The following is a 22387-nucleotide window of genomic DNA, read 5'->3' as shown; positions in this document are numbered from 1 at the left end:
TAATCATTAGTCTAACCCCTAACCGCGCTTCGGCTGGCATTATCTTTAACTGTTTTCAGCTCTCTTACCTACTGTTCCGGAAAATTCTTACTTATAATGAGAGTTAGGGGGAGAGCAGATAAAAAAATTGGCCAAAACTTTGAGATCATCGATAATCCTACCCTCCCTTGGGTGGGATGTTCTCAAGAAACCTGAAGATAGGACAGGTTTCTACTCGCAGTTTTTTTGTTAACCCAGCTTATGCCTCGCCTATTCTAGGCGAGGTATCGACAGCTTAAGCGCCCCGTTTGAGAGAACGCTCTACTTGGGAAAATTCCTGCTCTAGACGATCCTTCACCTTTTTCGGTAAAGGGCGATTGGGATAGGAACTGTAGTAACCAGCCAAGGAATTGACAGCAGTTCGCATGGTAGTGAAGGAATTAAGGGTAGACACAGCTCTATCTCTGCGGTAGCGCGAAGCATAGTCATTCATCAGTAGAGTTGCTTTTTCACGAATTGCCGTCTTATCTGGTGAATCTTCTGGTAATTCAAGGGCTTGTCTTAATTCTTGTAGAGCAATTATTGTATCCTGACGGTAATCTCCTGTTAAGCCTGTACCACTTGAGGCACAACCAGTTAAACCGATAACCATAACCAGTACCAGGGCAATAAAACCTGATAAGTAGCGCTTTATTCGCATGATTGACAACAAATCCAATTTTATAATCAGATTTGATCCTATCTTGAATTGGTACTGGGGGGATCATCCCCATCAGAAAAAAAAATCCCACGGGCCTGTTGCCATGGGATGTGTAGTCTCAGATCAAATCTCCCAGGAGTTGGGTTTGAAACGCAAGGTTTCGCTCGATGTTAGGCGTTGCTTAATCTTCTTGTGAATAGGAGTAGAGTGGGCATCCTGCCCGCCCGAAAATAAGCATGAAACTGGCAAGATGCCAGTTCCACGCAAGATGCCCATTCCACGCAAGATGCCCATTCCACAAAACTCTTAAAATCATTCCATTATTAAGCAACGCCCCATGTTAGGGCAAAATGTTAGGGGGATTTAGCCGAAACGCCCACTAACATAGTCCCTGGTTGCTTCCTGCTGAGGATTTTGGAAGATGACTTCAGTTCTATTGAACTCTACTAAATAGCCTTGTTTGCCACCTGTTTCCGTTGCCCTAGCGTTATAGAAAGCGGTCATGTCTGCTACTCGGGTAGCTTGTTGCATGTTGTGGGTAACGATAACAATCGTGTATTTCTCTTTCAGCTCGTGCATTAGTTCTTCCACTTTGAGGGTGGAGATGGGGTCAAGAGCAGAGCAGGGTTCATCCATCAACAACACTTCTGGCTTAATGGCTAAGGCGCGAGCAATACACAAACGCTGTTGTTGACCGCCAGATAGAGACAGACCACTCTGTCTTAGTTTATCTTTGACTTCATCCCAGAGGGCAGCTTGTTGAAGACTGCGCTCCACTAATTCATCCATGTCCCCTTGATAGCCGTTAATCCGGGCTCCAAAGGCAATATTTTCATAAATGGATTTGGGAAAAGGGTTTGGCTTTTGGAATACCATGCCAATGCGGCGACGTACTTCTTCAATGCTGTTGTCAAACTTTTTATCATAGAGATTTTCGCCATGGAAGGTAATTCTACCTGTCACCCGTGCTCCTGGAATCAGGTCGTTTAAGCGATTAAAACATCGCAACAAGGTGCTTTTTCCACAACCAGACGGTCCGATAAAGGCGGTAACTTGTTTTTTCGGAATATCTAAATAGACATCTTTGACTGCTAAAAATGATCCATAGTATACGGAAACTTTTTCAGCCCGTAAAACCGGATATTGTACTTCTACAGACGAAGTTGTGCAGTCCATAACTTGGTTATAATTCATATTTAAATCCTCTGTGTAATTGTCAACTTTTGAAATCAAAACTGAAAACTTTTCCATCCCTTTGAATCTGTATTTTAATAGTGGGGATATTGACTTTTTATCTATTGCTTTGGAATTTATTGCGCAGGAAAATTGCTCCGGCATTCATGACCAACAGCACTACTATCAACATAACAATTCCCGCAGCCGCGTTAGTGTGGAAGGCTTCTTGGGGACGGGATATCCAGTTGTAAACTTGAATTGGCAGTGCAGTAAATGGATCTTGTGGATTCATGGGCGGCCTGGTAATAAAGCTCAATGCTCCGATAGTGATTAAAGGAGCAGTTTCCCCAATTGCCCTTGACAGTGCCAAAATGGTTCCTGTCAGGATACCAGGTAAAGCGAGAGGAAAAATATGCTCTCGAATCACTTGCCAGCGAGTTGCTCCTAAGGCATAACCCGCTTGACGCAAACTATTGGGAATTGCCCGTAGACTTTCACGGGTGGCAACAATAATGATGGGCAGAATTAACAAGGACAGGGTTAGGGAACCAGTTAGTATGCTCCTACCATTAGTAATGGGTTCCAACCACCGGACAAATACTTGTAAACCCAATAAGCCGTAAATAATTGAAGGTACAGCAGCTAGGTTAGCGATGTTGATTTCAATAATCTGGGTCAACAGGTTGTCAGTGGCATATTCTTCTAAGAAAATACCTGCCCCTACTCCCAAGGGAAAAGAGACCATTGCTGTTATCACCAACAGCCAGACACTACCGATTAAAGGAGGAAAAATACCGGCTTGGTCTGGTTTACGGGAGGGAGGACTGGTGATAAATTGCCAATCGAGCCGGGGCAGACCATCCCTAAAAACATCAATCAGCAATACTGCGAGTATGGCTAGCCCAAAAAAGATGCCAACCCAGGCAGCAAAGGCGAAGATTTTATCAAAGTTGTAGCGCTTGGTTAGCGCCAGGTTGAAGTAACCTGGGGAATCGTCTCCTAGAGGTTTTAGGTCTTGTGCCATTAGTCGTATTTCTCCCGGAAGCGACGGACAAACCAAAAGCTAAAGATATTTAGGGCTAAGGTCAGTAAGAACAGGGTCATGCCTACAGAAAAAATAGTTTTGTAGGCTAGGGAACCTGCTGGTGTATCTCCTAAGCTTACCTGAACAATATAGGCTGTCATGGTCATCACTGGTACTAGGGGATTCAGTCCCAAGGTGGGATTTTGACCCGCAGCGATGCTAACAATCATGGTTTCACCGACAGCACGGGAAACCGCTAGTACGAAGGAAGCAACAATTCCAGATAATGCTGCTGGTATTACTACTCCGATAATGGTTTCTCGTTTAGTTGCCCCCAAGGCATAAGCACCTTGTCTTAAGCTATTGGGTACAGCATAGATAGCATCTTCACTGAGGGAAGCTATCATAGGAATAATGGCTATTCCTAAAACAATCCCAGCGCTTAAGGCATTGAATCCTTGTAAATCTGGAATAGCAAATGACTCCGGAATAGGTATAACCCGACCCATCAATGCTATAACCCAATTAATAAAACCAATAAAATCTCTTAAGAAAGGGCTAACTACCATCAGAGCGAAGTAACCAAATACTACCGTAGGAACCCCTGCTAATATTTCTAGGGCAGGTTTGAGCCAGCGACGGATACCACTAGATGCATATTCACTCAAGTAGATAGCTGCAAGCAATCCCAGAGGTAATGCCACCATCAGCGCGATTACAGAGGTCAGGAAGGTGGCACTAATCAGCACAAAAATGCCAAACTTCGGATTAGGAAACAAGGGAGTCCATGCTTTATCAGTAAGGAATTTCAAGAGTGATACTTCTTGGAAAAATCCTACTGTTTCAAATATTAGGGTTAGAACAATGCCGATGGTAGTTGCGACAGAAACCAAGGCAAAGGTAGCAAAAATTATTTTTACTACCAGTTCTACCCGCTTGTTTAACTGCCGGTTTGGTCGAAACATCTCAGAGTCTGATGACTCAAAAGATGAGGGAGTGGTAGACATCAGTAAAGTATTAAGTGTGAAGGAGCAAGTTTGAAGGAGCAAGTGTGTTCGCTTGATAGCATTATATTAGGGTAGGATGCAGTGCGAATGCTAAAGGATAAAGGATGAAGGCTCAATTGTGATAAATTAAGTGTGAGGAATCAAGTGTGAGGAATGAAATAATTCTACTCATAGGTGTAGTGGTGATATCTATCAAGGTGACTTACAAGGTGACTTAGCAACTTGGTTCTTTTCAGCCTTCAGCCTTCAGCCTTCATCCTTTAATGCATCCTTTACTATTATTTATTTCCCTTTCATCAATAGCTGTTTCACTTTGGAGCCTTTAGGAGCATTAGAAAAGACTGTACCAACTTTGCCGTCGCTAAAGCGCTTCCTCACCAGCATCATAATATCTTCTGGCATGGGAACATAGCCAACTTCTGAAATTAATTTGGAATTTGCTGCTGCCAACTGATACTCTACAAATGCTTTAACTTCAGGTTGAGTTGCCGCCTCTTTATTGACGTAGATAAACTCTGGGCGAGCTAGAGGTTTGTAACTTCCATCGGCAATAGTTGCTGTGCTAGGAGCAATGCAACCACTTCCTCCATTAATCTTTAAAAGTTTGAGTTTATCTTTGTTTTCTTCGTAGTAGGCGTAACCAAAGAAGGCTAGTCCACCCTTATCATTCGATACCCCTTGAACAAGCAAATTGTCATCTTCACTAGCGGTATAGTCGCCCCGAGAGCCCTTGTCTTTACCAACCGTGTTTTCCATAAAGTAGTCATAGGTTCCCGAGTCAGTTCCTGGGCCATAAAGTCCTAGTTTGGTATCAGGGAAACCAGGACGAATTTGCTTCCAGTTTTTGATTTTGTCTTGAGCTGCTGGCTCCCACATTTTTTTGAGTTCAGAAATTTTTAGGCAGCTAGCAAAGTTATTTTCTTTGTTAACTACTACAGAGAGTCCATCAAAGGCGATGGGTAATTCGATGTACTCAATTCCTCCCTTCTTGCAAAGTTCTATTTCTGATTCTTTGATCGGACGGGAGCCGTTGGAAATATGGGTTTCTCCAGCACAAAATTTCTTGAATCCACCACCAGTACCAGAGACACCGACATTAACAAGGATTCCCGGATTGGCTTTCTGGAACTCTTCCGCCATTGCCTCAGAGATGGGAAATACAGTGCTGGAACCATCCACCTTAACTTTAGGGCTTGAACCACCACAGGAGGTAATCCCCATGGCTAAGGTGGTGATCAATGCTATTGACAATGAATAATTCTTTTGAGACAACATGGAATTGGCTTGATTTTTTTAGGCGTCACAGCCGGAGTGTACCGCTCTACCATAAAGAGTTGGTTAAGCATTAGGTTAAATTATAATTAAGAAAAGGTTAAATTTTGAGTTGGTGTAGTAGGTTTCACTAGCTAACTTACTCTAAGGTGGTATAGTGAGGGGTGCCTTTAAAGCTGAGATATGTGGGAGATACTGTGGTTCAAGCACCTTTGTCAACTGCTGTAGGTGTATCTGTAGATTTATCAAGTACACCAGCAAGTACACCAGCAAGTACACCAGAAAAATGCTCAACATCCCCAGCATCCCTGAATCAGTGGCTGCAAAAGCTAACTCAGGGGATTATTGCAGGCGATCGCATTACTAGAGAGCAAGCCTTAGCCCTGACCAAACTGGAAGGGCAGGATAATATATTGCTGCTGTGCCAAGCAGCTGACAAAGTGCGCCAAGCCTGCTGTGGTAATACGGTGGATTTGTGTAGTATCGTCAATGTCAAATCTGGTGGTTGCTCAGAAAATTGTGGCTTCTGTGCCCAGTCGGCTCACCATCCTGGCGTTGATTCCCCGATTTATGGTCTTAAGTCTAAGCAAGAGATAATGGCTCAAGCTAAGGCAGCTGAAGCGGCTGGAGCCAAACGTTTTTGCCTAGTGAGTCAGGGACGTGGACCAAAGTACAGTAGTCCTAAATCGAAAGAGTTTGAACAAATTCTGGAAACGGTACGGGAGATTATTGCCGAAACAAGCATTAAGCCTTGCTGTGCTTTGGGAGAAGTCACCTCGGAACAAGCCCAAGCCCTGAAAGAAGCTGGGGTAACTCGCTACAACCACAACTTAGAAACCTCAGAGCGGTTTTTCCCAGAAATTGTCACTACTCACAGCTGGCGCGATCGCGTCGAGACGATCCAGAACTTGAAATCAGTGGGGATTCAAGCCTGCACTGGTGGGATTATGGGCATGGGGGAAAGCTGGGCAGACCGAGTGGATTTAGCTCTAGCCCTGCGGGAGTTAAAGGTGGAATCAGTACCTCTGAATTTGCTCAATCCTCGCTCGGGAACCCCTTTGGGAGAATCTGGGAAGCTAGACCCCTATGAAGCACTAAAAGCGATCGCAATTTTCCGGATGATCCTACCTGAGCAAATCCTGCGCTATGCTGGTGGGCGAGAAGCTGTGATGGGTGAATTGCAGGCAAAAGGGCTAAAATCCGGAATCAATGCTATGCTGATTGGACACTACCTCACCACTCTGGGACAGCCACCAGAGCAAGACCACGCTATGCTGGACTCTTTGGGTCTAACCGGTGGTGAAGCTCCGATTCCCGGAGAATATAACTCCCAGAATAAATAGATTATCGATGTAACTGTGTCTGCTCCCAATGAGATTTTGTGGGCCATAATTGGTTTGCTGCTGACCATCGGCGGCACGTTTCTAGAAGCCTTCTTTGTCTCCAATCCACCCTGGGATTGGTCAACTCAAGGTGTTCAAACTATATCCTTAGGGGTTACCTATCAGATTGGAGCAGTCCTACTAGCTGCTTGTTTAGGAGGCAGAAATGCTGGTGCTCTTTCTCAAATTGCCTATGTTGTCATCGGCTTGAACCTGCCAGTCTTTACTCAAGGTGGAGGTATTGGCTATATCAAAGAACCGAGCTTTGGATACATACTAGGCTTTATTGCTGGAGCCTGGGTGTGTGGTTTTTTAGCCTTTCGGGTACAAGCACGAGTCGAAACATTGGCCTTTAGCTGCCTGTGTGGTCTACTAACCATCCATACCTATGGTGTCGGCTATTTGATGATTTTCCACGGCATCAATTGGTCAGTGCTTGGGGCTATGCCTCTCATGGAAGCGATCATGAAATATACCATTTCGCCTTTACCGAGTCAGCTAGTGGTAGTTTGTTCTGTCACCGTTGTGGCATTTGCTCTACGGCAGTTAATGTTTTATTAAAAGTCATTGGTCAAAATACAATTGTTAATTGATAAGGGTTAATTAACAAAAAACTAATCACTAAAGGACTTACCCACCCTTGATGCGTAAAACGACTTTGACACTCCCTACTCCCTACTCCCTACTCCCTACTCCCTACTCCCTACTCCCTACTCCCTACTCCCTACTCCCTACTCCCTACTCCTAGTAAGTACCTGACCCAATCAATAAATGCTATCATGACTAATGACTAATGAAAAAAAACCCCCTGTGTTGGTTTGCTGCTGCTATTGGTCTGATTCTGGATCAGCTGACTAAATATTGGGTGGTGCAGAATTTTGAATTGGATGAGACTCTACCCCTGTGGCAAGGAGTGTTTCACTTTACCTATGTGACTAATACTGGTGCCGCTTTCAGTCTCTTTAGTGAAGACGGCAGCTGGTTACGCTGGCTTTCCTTAGCTGTGAGTCTTGGTTTAATCGGCCTAGCTTGGTTTGGGCCAAAGCTGATTAGGTTGGAACAGCTTGGTTATGGCTTCATACTGGGAGGAGCATTAGGGAATGGCATAGACCGTTTTTTCAACAGTTGTTTGGTAGATAACCAGACAGTCACGGGTTGCGTTGTGGATTTCCTCCATTTTCGGTTGATTAACTTTCCGGTATTTAATGTGGCCGATGTGTGTATCAACCTAGGTATTGTCTGCTTACTTATTGCAAGTTTTAAGCATCAATCGCCAAAATCTAGGGAGAGGGGTTAGTAAACAGCACAAGAAAACGTCGCAGAGTCTACCAAAAACTCCTCAGGGGGTGACAAGCTAATTGAAAATCTTACAGGGGTTAGGTTTTAGGGGTTAGGTGTTAGGTAAAATTGTCAAGCGGGATGGATTGATTAAAACTATCATTGACGTTGTATGGTGAAAATTGCTTCAATTCCTGGGAAATACAAATGACTCATTGCTGTAATTTCCCCAATACCTAAAACCTAAAACCTAACACCTATCTAGGTTTGAGCTTTGTTGTCACCCCGTGAGCAAAAACTCTTATTATTTGTTAGACTTAAATTAGGGTAACACCGACAGGGATTATTATGTAACTTAAATTAAAGCCGAAAACCAAGGGTTTAATAGTTGCGCTCTCTATCCCGGTGGAACCAACTTTGTTGACATTTTTATGGCGCTCGCGGGATATTCCGTTAGAGCTTTGGGAGATACCCCCTGGATGTGAAAGCATCTTGCATTGGCGGACTAAAGTTTATCTTGGTAGACTTTGGTAGCTAAAAAGTATCGGGCAATAACATAGTCATAACATACAAGCCACAATACACAAGGGTTATGGTCAATCTGCTTCCCTAACCCTGTTCCCTGTCTTCCCTCTGTTCCCCCTTTTTCAGTTATTCGCCCTTTTCCTAACTTATTTGCCAAATCCCGATCGTAAAGCTGGATTTGGTATTTTCGTTGTATCCCTGTATCAGAGCTCGATCCGTGCCTGGCCTATTCTCAAAAGTAACCAATAATCCTTTACTATTTATTCTCAATTAGGAAATTTTCTTGCAAGTGAGAGAAATAATTATTTAATATTGTCAATAATGGCTCGTTTTTGAGAGGGTTACCATGGCTAACTATACTGCCGCTTCACTCAAGGCCGAACTCAATGCTCGAGGTTGGCGTATGACACCGCAACGGGAGACCATTCTCCACGTTTTCCAAAATTTACCGAGAGGAACCCATCTGAGTGCTGAGGAACTTCACGAATTGCTCGACCAACGAGGAGAAGGAATCAGCTTATCTACAATTTACCGTAGCGTTAAGTTAATGTCACGGATGGGCATCCTGCGGGAATTGGAATTGGCAGAAGGGCATAAACATTATGAACTCAATCAGCCTTTTCCCCATCATCACCATCATCTGGTATGTATTCAGTGTAACCAGACCGTTGAATTCAAGAATGACTCAATCTTGAAACAAGGGATGAGGCAGGTAGAAAAAGAAGGCTTGCAGCTAATTGATTGCCAGCTGACCATTCATACTATTTGCCCAGAAGCCCTGCGGATGGGATGGCCTTCGGCTCTACCGAGTAATTGGCGTTGCTCTCGATCCATTGCGATGGACGAACATTAGTTTTGTGAGTGGTTAGTCCTATGATAAGCGCTATACTAAGATCCTCTTGTCAATGGACTAAATGACAAGCAACATAATGTCCTCTACCTGCATCTTTAAACTCTGGTTCTGGGTCTTGCCGACAAGTATCCATTACCATGGGACAGCGAGTGTGAAACCGACAACCTTTGGGGGGATTGCTCGGGCTGGGTACATCCCCTGTTAGGATAATACGTTCCCGTTGATGCTCAAGTTCAGGGTCAGGAATTGGTACGGCTGAGATTAATGCTTGGGTATAGGGATGCAAGGGGTTCTCATATAAACAGACGCGATCTGCCAGTTCTACTATTTTGCCTAGGTACATTACTGCCACCCGGTCAGAAATGTGGCGCACTATACTTAAATCGTGAGCAATAAATAGATAAGTTAATCCAAATTCTGCTTGCAACGACTGCATCAAGTTAACCACTTGGGCTTGAATGGATACATCTAAAGCAGCAATCGGTTCATCACATACTATAAAGTCAGGGTTTAACGCTAAGGCGCGAGCAATCACAATCCGCTGACGCTGACCCCCAGAGAATTCGTGGGGATAGCGATTGATAAACTGGGGATTGAGTCCTACGACTTCTAGTAAGGACTGGACTCGTTCTTGTTTTTGTTTACCGGTGGCTAACCCATGAATTTGCAGGGGTTCACCGACAATACTTCCTACGGTCATCCTGGGATTGAGGGAGGCATAGGGGTCTTGAAAAATCATTTGCATCCGGCGGCGCATCTGGCGCAGGGATTCAGCGTCTAGCTGGGTTAGGTCGATATTTTCAAAGTAAACATGACCGGCTGTGGGACGGTATAGTTGTAGGATCGCTCGTCCAGTGGTACTTTTGCCACAGCCAGATTCTCCTACTAAGCCTAAGGTTTCGCCACGGTTGATCTGGAAGTTGAGTCCATCGACAGCTTTGATGGAGCCAATTTGCTTTTGCCAGATGATTCCTTGGGTGATAGGGAAGTGCATCTGTAGGTTTTCTATGTGTAACAGACTGTTGTTTTTTGGGTTGGGCTTGGGGTTGTCTAGCTGTGCTGCTGTCATGTGATTGTTTAATTCTTAATCGCAATCATATTAGCCTTTTGGTTAAGGTTCACATGCCATTGCTTTAATGTTTGACAATACAAACTTGTCTTGATTAGGAATTACCAGAGCCAGAAATAGCATGGGTAGACAGCAACTCGTTAACGTAGCGCCGAATTACAATCTGCTGCTGGTCAGGGCTAAGGCGTTTGGCTTGAATCAGGGAGTCGAGGCTAACCCCATTCACTAGGGCTAACAGGGCGTTGGCTTCTAACTCTGGCTCTATGTTAGCTCGAATCAGTTTGGCTGACTGTAGAGCTTTCAACTCTTGAATAATCACCTCACGGAGCTGAGCAGCACTCTGTTGATGCTCAGCCATCAAGGCTTCTCGTCCAATGGCATACCCCAAAAAAGCGACCCAGACCTTGAGAATATCTTGCCGTTGAGTGTCTAGTGGCAAAAACGCAGATAGCATTTCTACTAGTCGATCCACTCCCCTAGCGTGCTCTGTTGCAGTCTGCATGGTTTTTTGCAGACGCTGAGTTACTTGATTAAGGGCAAAGAGAATCAGCTCCTGCTTATCTCGAAAGTGGTGAGTAACAACTCCCGTGGTGCAACCCAGCTCTTGGGCGATCGCCCGCATACTGGTGCGATCTAACCCTTCTCGGACAATAACTCGCCAGGCGGCTTCAGAAACTTCAAGGCGGCGATCCTGTTGGGACATGAGCATCAAAGGGAACTATAGCAGAAGTCAGAAGTCAGAAGTCAGAAGTCAGAAGTAAAACTATTGCGCTTACTTAGGTTTGAGACTTTTGTCATGTCCGCGCCTGCCCTGCCGACTACTATAACCAGATATACACCAGATATAAAGTCGGACAGAAACACAGTGTCAATGTCTATTGACAGCTTATCATAACAGTTGTTATGTTAATAATAACAACTGTTATGAGGTTAGGTTAATGCACTCTGAGCTGACTTGTCCTTCCCCTCGCTCTGGTCTGAAAGGTTTGCTTGATCGCTTCACCGGACCAGGGGCAACCCAAGCTGAGTTGCTCATACAATTTGTACCGTCGCTGGTGGCTTTGGTAGCAGCTCCAACCTACGCCCTGACCCTCCCAATACAGTGGACCCCGTTGCAATTAGGACTGATCGCTGTTCTTGCCCTGGATTTAGTGGGGGGTGTCCTCACCAATGCTACCTCCACGGCTAAGCGTTGGTATCACCGACCGGAACAGGGTTGGCAGCAGCATTTAGGATTTGTGTCTGTTCATGTCATCCATGTCTTGTTAGTGGCCCTGCTCTTTCGTGGGGGAGATTGGGGATTCTTTATTGGTGTCTCCAGCTACCTGTTGGGGGCATCGGTCTTGATTTTGCGGTCTCCCCTTTATCTTCAACGTCCAGTGGCGCTAGGGCTTTACAGCTTAGGGCTGTTAGGCGATCGCTATCTATTTCCCCCAATTCCTGGTCTGGAATGGTTTCTGCCTTTGTTTTTTCTAAAAATATTGGTCAGTCATTTGCTTAAGGAAACCCCTTATCGCCCTAGGGAAACCCTATAAGATTTTCTGCGACTGATCTGTGATGTTCGACAGCAATAATTCTAGTTATGAGGTAATTACAATGACGATAACTATTAGACATCTGGTATCTGCACTCTTGGTTTTATCGTTTGGATTGTTGGCATCTCTTGTTCCTGGTGGTTTAATTGAAACAAGGAGTTTCTCACATATTGACCCGTTGATATTGGGTATATTTAATACCTTTTTAACTTCCCTAGTAATAGTCAGCCTTTTGATTGTTTACTTTATCTTCAAAGATTTGAAGTGGGCGTTCATTGTGTCTGGGTTATGTGGCATTTCCTATTTTATCGTATACGCCCTAGATTTAGGAACACTATTTCCAGTCTCGCCAGATCCCATGCCTCAGGCGCTATTTGTAATTGAAGTATTGGGAATGATTGTTTCTCTTCCTTTACTATTTATTTCTGTTCGCGGAGCTATGAATAGTAACAAGAGTAGTAACGATAAAGTAATAGCAAGCCAACCCTATTCAAAGACGTTTGTATATTTCGCTTTCTTTTTGGTTGTTGTTGGTGTTGGCATTATCACGTTTGCTACCAAATCCGCTATGGCTAGCTAACAGTGCCTAACATTCGTAAGTATTCAGCGGTCAGCTTTTGAATAACACAATTAACCATTATAGCGGTTTTCAATTAGGTGAGGTACATTTTTTGAGGGAGTAGGGAGCAGGGAGCAGGGAGCAGTGAAGTCAGAAGACGTAAGAGCTAAGAGCTAATAGGGTAAAAATCTTGTGTACCTCATTAGAATAAAAACCGCTATAGTTTAATCTGAGTTAAGGAAAGCTGACCGCTGACTGCTGACCGCTGACTGCTTAAGAATTAGAAGGAATAAGTTTGCTTTTTAGATCAATCCTATGTTTACATCTCAAATAAAAATTATCTAGCGTTTATAATAGCTATGAGGTACATTCAATTTTATTAGCCCACGGCCTTAGCTCCCTAAAACCCTAAGGGCGAGGTACCTCATCCGATTGAGAGTGCTATATATTACAATGATATATCTAGAGCTAAACAATCAAGGTCAAGTACTTCGTTTTTCTCTTGAGAAAGGATTTTATCGATTAGGACGCGATCGCACTTGGTCAGATTTCGATATTCCTGAAAAAGGCTGGACTATTGTCTCCCAACGCCATGCTTTTCTGCTTCAAGAGGGAGAGGATTATCGCATCTTTGATGGTGATGGGGCAAATCCTAGTACTAATGGAGTATTTGTTAACCACACTCGTATCACTGATGGGTATCTTCTCAAACATGGTGCGGAGTTGACTATTGGACAAAATCCTCGGGATTACATTCGCCTCACTTACTTTAATCCTGCCCATAGTCAACCAAGGGTTACGCCAAATAAACGGCAGCTTTCCTTGGCAACTGTTCAAAATTGGCCAGTGCAATTGGGTCGTTCTCCTAATCCTGAACTTTCCCACTGTTGGCAATTAGATGCACCTACAGTTTCCACCCTTCACGCTACCATCATCAAAATTTCAGCAAGCAATTATCAGATTAATAATTATAGCAGAAATGGCACCTTTATCAATGACACGTTAATCCATAAACCAGTGTTACTTAAGGATGGGGATACGATTCGGATTGGTCCGTTTATATTACTGTTGAGGCAGGATACTTTAGAATTAGTTGATCAAGGTAATCAAATTCGGATTGATGCTGATAAATTGCTGCGTGAGGTTAATTATAAATTAGGCAAAAAACGGACTATTCTGAATCAGGTTTCGATGCCGATTGAACCAGGTCAGTTAGTGGCGTTGGTAGGAGGTAGTGGCACTGGTAAATCTACGTTACTGAAAACGCTATTAGGAATTGCACCAATTACTAATGGTACTGTATTTATCAATGGCCAAGATTTGCGACAGCATTTTAATCAGTATCGCTCACAAATTGGCTATGTTCCCCAAGATGATATTGTCCATCGGGATTTAACGGTAAAAGAAGTACTAACCTATGCCTGTGAATTACGATTACCACCAGATACTGATGTGAAACAGGTGGTGAAGCAAACTTTGTCACAAGTCAAACTGGATTTTGTGAGAAACACTCTTGTGGGTAATCTCAGTGGGGGACAACGGAAACGAGTCAGTATTGCTGTGGAATTATTGGCTGATCCGAAACTGTTCTTTCTGGATGAGCCTACGTCTGGTCTAGATCCAGGACTGGATAAGGAAATGATGCAGCTATTGCGAGAATTAGCGAATCAGGGACGAACAGTGGTGCTGGTGACTCATGCTACTGCGAATATTGACGTATGCGATCGCATTGCCTTTATGGGTCGGGGTGGACGGTTGTGTTACTTTGGTCCTCCCACAGAAGCGATGGACTTTTTTAAGATGCCATCTCCAGACTTAAGATACTTCCCTGATATTTACCTCAAGCTAGAGCAAGGGGAAACACCGGAGGAACTTGAGGAGAATAGTGAAAACTGGCATCAGCAGTTTCTCAGCTCACCTGGTTACAAGACCTACATTTCAGCACACCTCAGTCCTGGTCAAAGGTTGCTATCGACGTCAATCCCTAGCAAAAGTGCTGGTATTCCTGTTTTCAAGCAACTCAAGCAACTCAAACTCAAGCAACTGCTGTTGCTCAGTCAGCGCTATCTAAAACTAGTAGTGCGGGATATGCGGAGTGTTGCCCTAGCATTACTAACTGCTCCCATTGGGATTAGCTTGATTATTCTCACCTTGTCAGGGAAAGACCCTTTAGCTCAACTGAATTCTCCAGAGATCTCCCAAGCACCTCTAGCGCTACGGGTACTGTTTATTTTTACCTGTGCTGCCCTTTGGGTAGGACTATCTAGTTCACTCCAAGAAATTGTGAAAGAGTCCAGTATTTATGCCAGAGAGCGACTGGTTAATTTAGGGTTATTTCCCTATCTTGGTTCCAAAGTATTGATTCGGTCTGGCTTAGCTATTTTACAAACTATCTTGATTGTTACTATTGTGCTCTATGGGTTTAAGTCACCTACCTCTGTACTACTGGATTGGAAAATTGGCTTGGGAATCACTACTTTTTTAACGATTATCGCTGCTACCAGTTTAGGTCTGATGGTATCGACATTGGTTAAAAATGAAAGTGAAGCCAATAATACTATACCATTAATTTTGCTACCACAGATTATTTTTTCTGGAGTTATTTTTAAACTAAAAGGATTAGCCAGTACACTATCTTGGCTGATGGTAAGTCGTTGGTCAATGGGAGCTTACGGTGCCCTGGTAAATGTGAATAGCATGGTACCAGAACAGTCTTCCAGGTTCGGATTAAAGCTTCCCCCTCCTCCCTTTGAAGCAACACCAGTTTATGATGCCACTTGGCAAAATTTGATTCTTAATTGGCTACTACTGTGCTTACACACAGGGGTTTATTTAATAATCGCTTTTCGATTACAGAAGCGGAAGGATATTTTCTAGAAGTCGGGAATCGGGAATCGGGAATCGGGAATCGGGAATCGGGAATCGGGAGTCGGGAATCGGGAATCGGGAATCGGGAGGAGATGTAGGGTGGGCAGTGCTTACCTTGATGATTTTTAGGTTTTAAATTTATCTGAGGCACTGCCCACCAGAGGATTAATTTTATAGTTAATTTACTGTCGGTGGGCAGTGCTTAATTTTAGGATTGTTAGGTTTTAAATTGGTTTTATGCACTGCCCACCCTACGATGAATTAATCTCTGATCATAATAACACTGGTTTCCAATGCTATCTTAGGGAATGAAGAGCCGACCTACTCCCATATAATTCTCGATGTCAATCACAATTTCAAGTAGCCGGTCTACACATTTATCCCGATAGGCTCCTTCATCCAAGACCCGATTAGCATTGCCAATTGTGATCACAGGAAGGGAATTAGAGTTGTTTTCTTCACGCAAAACCTTCTCCAATGCATCCTTACCTTTCATTCTTCGATTGGCTGTTAATATAATCATCTGATTGGCTTGAGCAAAGCGCCAAACAATTCGATCATTGCTATCGATTGCTAGCTCAACCTCTTGAAAGTAGACAAAACGGATGGGGAGAGTCTCAAGCCAACCTTGATTAGCAATGTTGCCTAACAAAACTTTTGCATGTCTCTCAAGATTGTGATCAATCAAGAAAATCATGCTTTCTGTCCGTGTCTTGCTTTCTGTTCCTGGAGTTTTGCCCACAACGCTTCTCGACCGGGTTTAGGGGGCATTGTTGCAATGCGAGCAAAGTGTTCTCGATTCCGTTGTTCCCAATACTGTCGGTTTTCCTGTTCCTCTTGCAAAATAGTTTGATACTCTGCTTCGACTTGGGTACGATTTTCTTCAATGTATGATAGTGCAGCGCTTACTTGTTCGTTAGTGAGGTTAAGAACATCCCCAATTAACTTGGGTGGATACTGAGCTGTGACATAATCCATCACATCGTAGAGAGTGATACGTGTTCCGGCAATGGTTAATCCCCATTCTGTGCGGATTATTATAGCTGTCTCTTTTGTTTTGAGGCATTCCTTGATAAATTTCTTGACACCAAGATAGAGCAGACTGTTTTGAGACTCTGGTTTACATAGGTCAATGTGATTCTCTGGTATGGCAACCGGCTTCACTTTTTCAATGCCGGGGTTGGCACTATCTGGGTCTACCACCAAAATCCCTTTGACAGGCTGAGTTTCATAGTAGACCTTTGTGGCAATGCCTAAACTCCGGACATTTTCTCGATACCATTCATTTAATTCCCGTAACTGAGGGGAATGAGCTTTGAGTTCCTTTACACTTACGGTGGTTTGTGTCAGAACGCTAATATTATCAATTAAATTAGCTAGATGAGCCCCAGTGTGGGGAGTAGCCAGAAATACAATCCCTTTCGTCTGCTCAAGAATAGCTTGCTTTTGAAAGGTCAAGGCACTGTTGAGCATTTTTTTGACTAAAAGCCCGCCCATACTGTGAGTAATAAAGATTAATGGACGTTGGCCGAGCTCGCGGCTATCTAACCAATCTAATAAATTACTCGCTTGATCGAAAAGGGGCATACTGCTGTTGCTTTTCCAGTTTGTCGCTTCAGCCTGATACCCAAAAGACCAGATGTTAACGCATAAATTATCTTTTCCTAACCAAACTGGCCAGTAGTCATCATCATCCCGTTTTCCCTGGGGATGCCAGGTGGTTATAGCATCCCCTCCCAGCCCGTGAACAAACACCACATCCGCACTGGGCACTAAGTCCTGATGGCTTGAGATTTCGATTAAGCACGTTGAATCACTCACCGATTACCCTCCAGTTCATTATATAGCATTAACTAGTAAATGCATGAAACCCAATGTCGAATTATTTTAACACAGGAAAATATAGGGAGTCGGGAGTCGGGAATCGGGAATCGGGAATCGGGAATCGGGAGTCGGAAATTCTTAATTCTTAATTCTTAATTCTTAATTCTTAATTCTTAATTCTTAATTCTTAATTCCATAACCGTACATTTTCTATCAATAAACCTCAAAAAAAAATCTAAAATTCCTTGACAAAATAATTCATAATAGTTATGATTATAATTGTAAACCTTAAAACGTTTTTTTTACTATGTCTGACAACTTCCGCCCTAACCCAGAAAACAATCCTGAGGAGATTACTCCTAGTAATACTCCTCAGGAACCTTCCAAAAAAAAATACCCGATTAAGCACATTCTTAAGGGCTCTCGCCGGGCAATAACCAACACCATGCATACCCTTTATGCGCGGGGTTACGCCCAAATTGACGAGTGGAGCCCCCTTCAGCCAACTGACATTCCTGGGGAATTCATCACGGTAATGACGAAATACTTAATGCTGGGTTAAGGGCTTAAATTTTGGGGGGGTTTCCCCCCCTGGCCAAAGGCCAATCACATCGGATCACGTCCGAATGGGTTTACAAGGTTGAGACATAGGTAACAATTCCTAGCCGTGGAACATAGTTCTGCGGCTATTTTTTTTGGTTAGAATGTAGAATTAAGAATGTAGAATTAAGAATGTAGAATTAAGAATGTAGAATTAAGAATGTAGAATTAAGTGCGATCGCTCTTGTCTGGTGGGCAAATCGACATGAAAACTGATTACTTGGTCAAACTTTCATAATTTGCCCACCCTACTCCTTTCAAACCGCTCAACCTTCTCGCAGCTTCTCAATTTCCTCTACAGGTAAGCCAGTAGTCTGGCTAATCGTTTCATTATCTAACAGAGGCAAAAGTTGGCGTGCTATTTCGTTCTTAGTTTGTTTTTCTGTAAAAATAACTAGCCCTTGTTGGTCATGAATAAACATCTCTCTTTTTCCTAATTCCTCCAAATCTTTCCTACTTAAATTTGCCTCAGAAGCAATCCCAAATGCCTGTTGAAACTCAGGTTTTTCGGCCATTTGCGGTGGCACCGTTTCTAAGGAAGGCGCATTTTTTAGAAAATACATCCACAACTCATCTAATTGCTCTAACTCCTCCAACTGCTTCTCAAACTTCGGTAGTTCCACAAACACTAACTGCAAGTGATTTTCGATGTAGTTGATGTTGGTAGTTTCTTCTCGTAACTTGAAATTAGAAATTATCTGATTATGCTCAGGAAACATGACAAAATCGGTAATTGTCAGAGCAATAACTGGCTTGAGATAACGGTAGCCTTCTCCTTTACCTAACTGTAGAGAGTAAGCTTTAGTAGCATTGTATAAAACTCTTCTAGCAAAGGATTCTACCTGCAAAACCTGCATTTCAATAATCACCAAAGAACCATTCCTAAGTTTGGCCTTCACATCGAGGAAAGAGTCTTTGAGGATTGGAAGAGGAGAAGACTGATAAGGGTCAATAATTTCCAGGTCTTGAATCAGAGGTTGATTGTGGTAGACCAGAGCATTGAGAAAGCTAATCAGAATCGGTTTACTTTCCTGGGATCCAAAGATTTTTTTGAAGGCAAAGTCGGTTTTGGGGCTGATAAATGTCATTACTTAGTTCTCCACTAAACGTGGTATACTCTAAGTATACTATCCAAACTATAGCGGTTTTCAACTTAAGTAAACCTAACAAACTAACCCATATTATAAATATACATTACACCCCCTTTGTGTGCCTTTGCAGATAACTTAATTATGCAATCACCTAGCATTACTAACTCCTTAGATGCTTTTCTCCAACAACCCAACATAGAAGCTTCTCCTGCTTGGGAATTCATCCATGGACAGCCGAAGCAAAAACCGATGCCAACATTGTTTCATTCCCGCCTCCAGCGCAACCTCGTAAACGCCATTAACAATCAAACCCATGCTTGCGTTGCGATTCAAGAACTCCGGTGCATCATTCCTCCCTTATCTCCGGTACCAGATATTGTAGTTGTTAAACGCGATCGCTTCCAGGATCAAGATGGCCCCCTGCAAGGTTCACCGGACTGGTTAATTGAAATTCGCTCCCCTGACCAAAGCACATTAGACCTACAGAACAAAATTCTGCACTGCTTGAGCAACGGCACTAAGCTGGCTTGGCTAATCGATATTCAGCGACAGCAAATTTGGGTTTGGGAAAACCAGGAACTACCACTGGTGTTTGCCGGAACTGACATACTCCCGACCCTTGACACTATCTCAGACTTTACAGTGGAAGCAGTCATCGCCATGACCCGACAGCGATAACTGAGGGGGATTACTCGCTCTTGTCGGGTGCGTTTTTCGTTCGTTACGCTCACCCTAACACACTGTTTATTTAGCAAAACAAATAGCATTCCACTCTAGTGCGATCGCAGTTGTTGCTCTGTTAACCATGTATTAACCCAAACCCGGTCGTCTTCCGACAATTGCGGTAGTGGCTCTTCATTATAATCTATCAGTAAATCATAACTAGCTTGGTCGTAGATATTATTCAACAATAAGTGTAAATCTACTAATGGTTCTGTATCTCCAGACTTCAGCGGTAAGGGAAATGAAGGGATAGGATCTGGTAAATTAAATCCATACAAATCAGCTTGAGGACGACGGTCTCCTCGACTGACTAAAATTCGATAATGGGTTTCAATATTGCTATTATAAACTGGCATTGGTTGTCCCTTACGCAGTAAATCAATTTCTACTAAATGAGTGAAACTGCCTAAGACTTTATTTCGTTTACTTTCATATTGCTTGCGTCCTTCCCCAGAACGTTTATTAATCGGAGAGAGGATTTCAATAGCTGTTACTACTTCCTTGGTAGCTACCTCTCGCACTTCTAAATAACCTTGTTTAATGGTTTCAGGTACAGGAACTTCTACTGTTTGGGGTTGAGTTGGAGCTTGTGCAACTGCAACATTAGTCATTGCTTGTTTAGTTGTCACCTGTGACCCTTTGACAGTTAAATCGGGAATGCCAACTAGTAGGGATTCTTCCCCAATGGTTTCATACATGCGCACTTCAACACCAACTCTGTATTTTGGACGCAGTTGAGGAGACAGGGATCTGGCTAGTTCAACAATGAGCCAGTGATGTACTCCTGGCCAAACTTCTGGATGTTCTAGGTAAGGGTTCATCCCTGGAAAAGGGGAAGGCATAAAATTTCCTCCTCGGTGCTTAGAGCGTTCAACTTAGAGCATTCAGCATTCAGGTTTTAGAACTTAGCTGACAGCTGACAGCTAACGGCTGATGGCTAAAAGTCTATTACTTATTCTAAAGCGCACCATTCAACACTTGTTGTGCCGAAAGCTGTAACCCCGGAAAAATAGTTGATTCAATCAACTCATCCCTGACAAAAACCGTTTCCTCATAAAGATCATCCACCAACTGCAACACCACAACCTGCTCTTTGAGCGGATCGACAATCCAATATTCGCGAATTTCCAGCAAGTTATACTCCACTCGTTTGCTGCGATAATCCGTCGTCCGAGTCGATTCGCTAACCACTTCAACCACCAAAAAAGGTGGCGATTCGTTGAGACGAATGATCGCCTCTCGATCCAGCATTCCCTGCCATTGCTCCAGTGTTGCCACCGTCACATCTGGAATCCGCGCTGTATCCCAACGTCCCCCACGGGGCGACTCGATCGCGAAGCGCTGCTGCAAGCAGATGGCAATAAACCCTTGCTTAGAAACCCAGGCTAACCCCTGAGCCTGAATTTCAGCCCGATATTGATCGTTGAGAAACTCAGTAATTGCACCATGTTGTCCTTTGGGTTGAGACATGGCAATCAGTTCCCCATTCACCAGTTCATAACGCCGATCAGTGCCATCGTTGTAGCTTAAGTAGTCTTCGAGGCTAAGCAGTGCAGTAGTGGCAGTCATCGGAGTTTTCCTAAGAAGCCATTTTTTTGATAATACTAGTTTAGCAAAAAATGGGGTATAAACTTTCATTTATAGCGATTTGCCGATAAGTTAATTATGAAAATGGGGCAAAAAAGATAAAGTTTACTTTTTAATTAGCAATAATAAATAACTTAGGTTGGATGCCAACTGCTTTATTCCCTATTCCCTTCCCCCCTTATTAAGGCAGGGCTGTTTCAAACTTTAGTAAGTTAACGATTATTGGAGATAGGGGGATAGGGGGATAGGGGGATAGGGAAATAAACTAAAATTTACCGAAAAATGCCCAAATTTAGTCATTAAAATCTTACGAATTAACCGCCTTCAATCAACTCAAATCACTAACAATTTGTTAACGGCCTTGGTGTAAGGGAACGATAAATTTGCCCAAAATCCCGAGTATTAGTCCAAAATTCTCCCCATCTCCCCATCTCCCCATCTCCCCATCTATTTTTTGCGAGAATGAAACAGCCCTGCCTTATTAAGGGGGGTTAGGGGGGATTCCTTTTCCCTGTTCCCTAAAAACCCATAAATATGTAGTCAATAAAGTCGCAAACCGCTATATCTTCTAATTCAAAGGGTCTTGTGCTGGTAATCCTACAGCACGGGGAAACTTAGCTGCCGTGGGTGATAATACTTTCAACAACAAACAATGACGAACACTATCGCTCAAAGGGGTAGTAAATTTTTCAACTGATTCAATCCTTCCACCTAACTTTTTTACCGCTGGCTGTAAAGCTTCGGTTTCTTCATCTGTCCAATGACCACGATAGAGAATCGCCAAACCTCCTTGTTTCAGAAGTGGTAGAGCATATTCAGCACAAACAGAAGGGGCACTAACAGCACGAACTAGAGCAATATCGTAGGAGTGTCGATGCTGTCGCTTCTGTCCAATGGCTTCTGCTCTGCCAACTAAAGTTTTAACATTATTAATTTCCAACTGGGGGATTAAGGTTTGGAGAAAAGTAATTTTTTTGCGAGTGGAATCGAGTAAAGTAATAGCAGTATTAGGAAATGCGATCGCAACTGGTAATCCTGGAAATCCCGCCCCCGTTCCAATATCAATAATTCTCTGTCCTGGAGTTACAGACTGCCATATGGGAGCCAATCCTACCAAAGAATCCCACAGATGCTTTTCCCAAAACTCCTCGGGAGCTGTAATCCGAGTTAAATTCAACTGGCGATTGCCTGACAAAATCCCTTCATAGAGTTTTTGAAACAACTGTTGTTGTTCTGGATCTGGCTGCCAATTTAGAGTTTGTTGCCAAACCTCTGTCATCTGTGGCAGCAATAAAACGTTTTGGTCATTTGTCATTTTGGCTCTACCGTACTTGT

The 22387-nt window shown here is 43.4% G+C and carries 24 protein-coding genes; 9 read left to right on the top strand and 15 right to left on the bottom strand.

Annotation, left to right across the window (positions count from 1 at the left end; all coding sequences use genetic code 11):
* Positions 1 to 274: 274 nt before the first annotated feature.
* From psb27 to F6K53_RS05105, 6 genes are all read right to left on the bottom strand, one after another.
* Positions 275 to 679, bottom strand: coding sequence for a photosystem II protein Psb27 (gene psb27 / locus F6K53_RS05130; RefSeq protein WP_364415405.1), 405 nt, complete (start codon positions 677 to 679; stop codon positions 275 to 277).
* 123 nt (positions 680 to 802) lie between these two features.
* The gene (locus F6K53_RS05125) at positions 803 to 973 is read right to left on the bottom strand and encodes a hypothetical protein (RefSeq protein ID WP_293080029.1); all 171 of its coding nucleotides are present in this window, start codon (positions 971 to 973) and stop codon (positions 803 to 805) included.
* A 69-nt stretch (positions 974 to 1042) separates the two neighbouring features.
* A complete protein-coding gene (gene pstB, locus F6K53_RS05120; protein WP_293042743.1) occupies positions 1043 to 1873 on the bottom strand; it encodes a phosphate ABC transporter ATP-binding protein PstB in 831 nt (276 codons plus the stop codon).
* Between the two features lie 97 nt (positions 1874 to 1970).
* Complete coding sequence (gene pstA, locus F6K53_RS05115) at positions 1971 to 2879, bottom strand: phosphate ABC transporter permease PstA (RefSeq protein ID WP_293065491.1); 909 nt, start codon at positions 2877 to 2879, stop codon at positions 1971 to 1973.
* Positions 2879 to 3886: a phosphate ABC transporter permease subunit PstC gene (gene pstC, locus F6K53_RS05110; RefSeq protein WP_293042737.1), complete on the bottom strand. Its 1008-nt coding sequence runs from the start codon at positions 3884 to 3886 to the stop codon at positions 2879 to 2881. The genes pstA and pstC overlap by 1 nt, the downstream gene beginning before the upstream one ends.
* A gap of 282 nt (positions 3887 to 4168) precedes the next feature.
* Positions 4169 to 5137 (bottom strand): PstS family phosphate ABC transporter substrate-binding protein, encoded by a 969-nt coding sequence (locus F6K53_RS05105; RefSeq protein ID WP_293021858.1) that lies wholly within the window; start codon positions 5135 to 5137, stop codon positions 4169 to 4171.
* A gap of 206 nt (positions 5138 to 5343) precedes the next feature.
* Here F6K53_RS05105 and bioB point away from each other — a divergent pair, with 206 nt between their 5' ends.
* The 4 genes from bioB (at position 5344) to F6K53_RS05085 (ending at position 9196) form a co-directional block, all read left to right on the top strand.
* Positions 5344 to 6501 carry a biotin synthase BioB gene (gene bioB, locus F6K53_RS05100; protein ID WP_293065624.1) on the top strand — a complete coding sequence of 386 codons (1158 nt, stop codon included), beginning with the start codon at positions 5344 to 5346 and terminating at the stop codon, positions 6499 to 6501.
* Between the two features lie 15 nt (positions 6502 to 6516).
* On the top strand, positions 6517 to 7101 hold the full coding sequence (locus F6K53_RS05095; RefSeq protein ID WP_293021857.1) for a biotin transporter BioY: 585 nt from the start codon (positions 6517 to 6519) through the stop codon (positions 7099 to 7101).
* Positions 7102 to 7333: 232 nt separating this feature from the next.
* Positions 7334 to 7837 (top strand): signal peptidase II, encoded by a 504-nt coding sequence (gene lspA / locus F6K53_RS05090; protein WP_293048376.1) that lies wholly within the window; start codon positions 7334 to 7336, stop codon positions 7835 to 7837.
* 852 nt (positions 7838 to 8689) lie between these two features.
* Positions 8690 to 9196: a transcriptional repressor gene (locus F6K53_RS05085; protein WP_070393137.1), complete on the top strand. Its 507-nt coding sequence runs from the start codon at positions 8690 to 8692 to the stop codon at positions 9194 to 9196.
* Between the two features lie 49 nt (positions 9197 to 9245).
* Here F6K53_RS05085 and F6K53_RS05080 read toward each other — a convergent pair whose 3' ends face one another.
* Together F6K53_RS05080 and F6K53_RS05075 are read right to left on the bottom strand one after the other, a co-directional pair.
* On the bottom strand, positions 9246 to 10265 hold the full coding sequence (locus tag F6K53_RS05080) for a dipeptide ABC transporter ATP-binding protein (RefSeq protein WP_293080026.1): 1020 nt from the start codon (positions 10263 to 10265) through the stop codon (positions 9246 to 9248).
* A gap of 94 nt (positions 10266 to 10359) precedes the next feature.
* Positions 10360 to 10974: a TetR/AcrR family transcriptional regulator gene (locus tag F6K53_RS05075; protein ID WP_293065483.1), complete on the bottom strand. Its 615-nt coding sequence runs from the start codon at positions 10972 to 10974 to the stop codon at positions 10360 to 10362.
* 229 nt (positions 10975 to 11203) lie between these two features.
* Between F6K53_RS05075 and F6K53_RS05070 the strand changes: the two genes are divergently transcribed.
* From F6K53_RS05070 to F6K53_RS05060, 3 genes are all read left to right on the top strand, one after another.
* Positions 11204 to 11800: a hypothetical protein gene (locus tag F6K53_RS05070; protein WP_293021846.1), complete on the top strand. Its 597-nt coding sequence runs from the start codon at positions 11204 to 11206 to the stop codon at positions 11798 to 11800.
* A gap of 61 nt (positions 11801 to 11861) precedes the next feature.
* Complete coding sequence (locus tag F6K53_RS05065) at positions 11862 to 12380, top strand: hypothetical protein (RefSeq protein WP_293065480.1); 519 nt, start codon at positions 11862 to 11864, stop codon at positions 12378 to 12380.
* 432 nt (positions 12381 to 12812) lie between these two features.
* Positions 12813 to 15236: an ATP-binding cassette domain-containing protein gene (locus F6K53_RS05060; RefSeq protein ID WP_293080023.1), complete on the top strand. Its 2424-nt coding sequence runs from the start codon at positions 12813 to 12815 to the stop codon at positions 15234 to 15236.
* Here the strand turns inward: F6K53_RS05060 and F6K53_RS05055 are convergent.
* The 3 genes from F6K53_RS05055 to F6K53_RS45705 form a co-directional block, all read right to left on the bottom strand.
* A complete protein-coding gene (locus F6K53_RS05055) occupies positions 15154 to 15378 on the bottom strand; it encodes a hypothetical protein (RefSeq protein ID WP_293065474.1) in 225 nt (74 codons plus the stop codon). The genes F6K53_RS05060 and F6K53_RS05055 overlap by 83 nt on opposite strands.
* A 150-nt stretch (positions 15379 to 15528) precedes the next feature.
* Complete coding sequence (locus tag F6K53_RS05050; RefSeq protein ID WP_293065471.1) at positions 15529 to 15924, bottom strand: DUF5615 family PIN-like protein; 396 nt, start codon at positions 15922 to 15924, stop codon at positions 15529 to 15531.
* Positions 15921 to 17048 carry a DUF433 domain-containing protein gene (locus F6K53_RS45705; RefSeq protein ID WP_366511324.1) on the bottom strand — a complete coding sequence of 376 codons (1128 nt, stop codon included), beginning with the start codon at positions 17046 to 17048 and terminating at the stop codon, positions 15921 to 15923. The genes F6K53_RS05050 and F6K53_RS45705 overlap by 4 nt, the downstream gene beginning before the upstream one ends.
* A 310-nt stretch (positions 17049 to 17358) precedes the next feature.
* Between F6K53_RS45705 and F6K53_RS05035 the strand changes: the two genes are divergently transcribed.
* Positions 17359 to 17613: a hypothetical protein gene (locus F6K53_RS05035; protein ID WP_293080020.1), complete on the top strand. Its 255-nt coding sequence runs from the start codon at positions 17359 to 17361 to the stop codon at positions 17611 to 17613.
* Between the two features lie 304 nt (positions 17614 to 17917).
* Here F6K53_RS05035 and F6K53_RS05030 read toward each other — a convergent pair whose 3' ends face one another.
* Positions 17918 to 18739, bottom strand: coding sequence for an Rpn family recombination-promoting nuclease/putative transposase (locus F6K53_RS05030; protein WP_293080017.1), 822 nt, complete (start codon positions 18737 to 18739; stop codon positions 17918 to 17920).
* A gap of 144 nt (positions 18740 to 18883) precedes the next feature.
* Here F6K53_RS05030 and F6K53_RS05025 point away from each other — a divergent pair, with 144 nt between their 5' ends.
* Complete coding sequence (locus F6K53_RS05025) at positions 18884 to 19420, top strand: Uma2 family endonuclease (protein WP_293027167.1); 537 nt, start codon at positions 18884 to 18886, stop codon at positions 19418 to 19420.
* A 95-nt stretch (positions 19421 to 19515) separates the two neighbouring features.
* On the opposite strand, the gene F6K53_RS05020 is transcribed toward F6K53_RS05025, so the two are convergent.
* The 3 genes from F6K53_RS05020 to rsmG all read right to left on the bottom strand — a co-directional run bounded on the left by F6K53_RS05020 (position 19516) and on the right by rsmG (position 22367).
* Positions 19516 to 20307, bottom strand: coding sequence for a DUF4058 family protein (locus tag F6K53_RS05020; protein WP_293080014.1), 792 nt, complete (start codon positions 20305 to 20307; stop codon positions 19516 to 19518).
* A gap of 115 nt (positions 20308 to 20422) precedes the next feature.
* The gene (locus F6K53_RS05015) at positions 20423 to 21034 is read right to left on the bottom strand and encodes a Uma2 family endonuclease (protein ID WP_293027173.1); all 612 of its coding nucleotides are present in this window, start codon (positions 21032 to 21034) and stop codon (positions 20423 to 20425) included.
* Positions 21035 to 21620: 586 nt separating this feature from the next.
* The gene (gene rsmG / locus F6K53_RS05010; RefSeq protein ID WP_293069928.1) at positions 21621 to 22367 is read right to left on the bottom strand and encodes a 16S rRNA (guanine(527)-N(7))-methyltransferase RsmG; all 747 of its coding nucleotides are present in this window, start codon (positions 22365 to 22367) and stop codon (positions 21621 to 21623) included.
* Positions 22368 to 22387: the final 20 nt, after the last annotated feature.

It is taken from the genome of Moorena sp. SIO4A1 (assembly GCF_010672065.1).
Taxonomy (GTDB): domain Bacteria; phylum Cyanobacteriota; class Cyanobacteriia; order Cyanobacteriales; family Coleofasciculaceae; genus Moorena.
The sequence above is the reverse complement of the archived record's forward strand: the minus strand, read 5'-3'. Positions and strand labels throughout refer to the sequence as shown.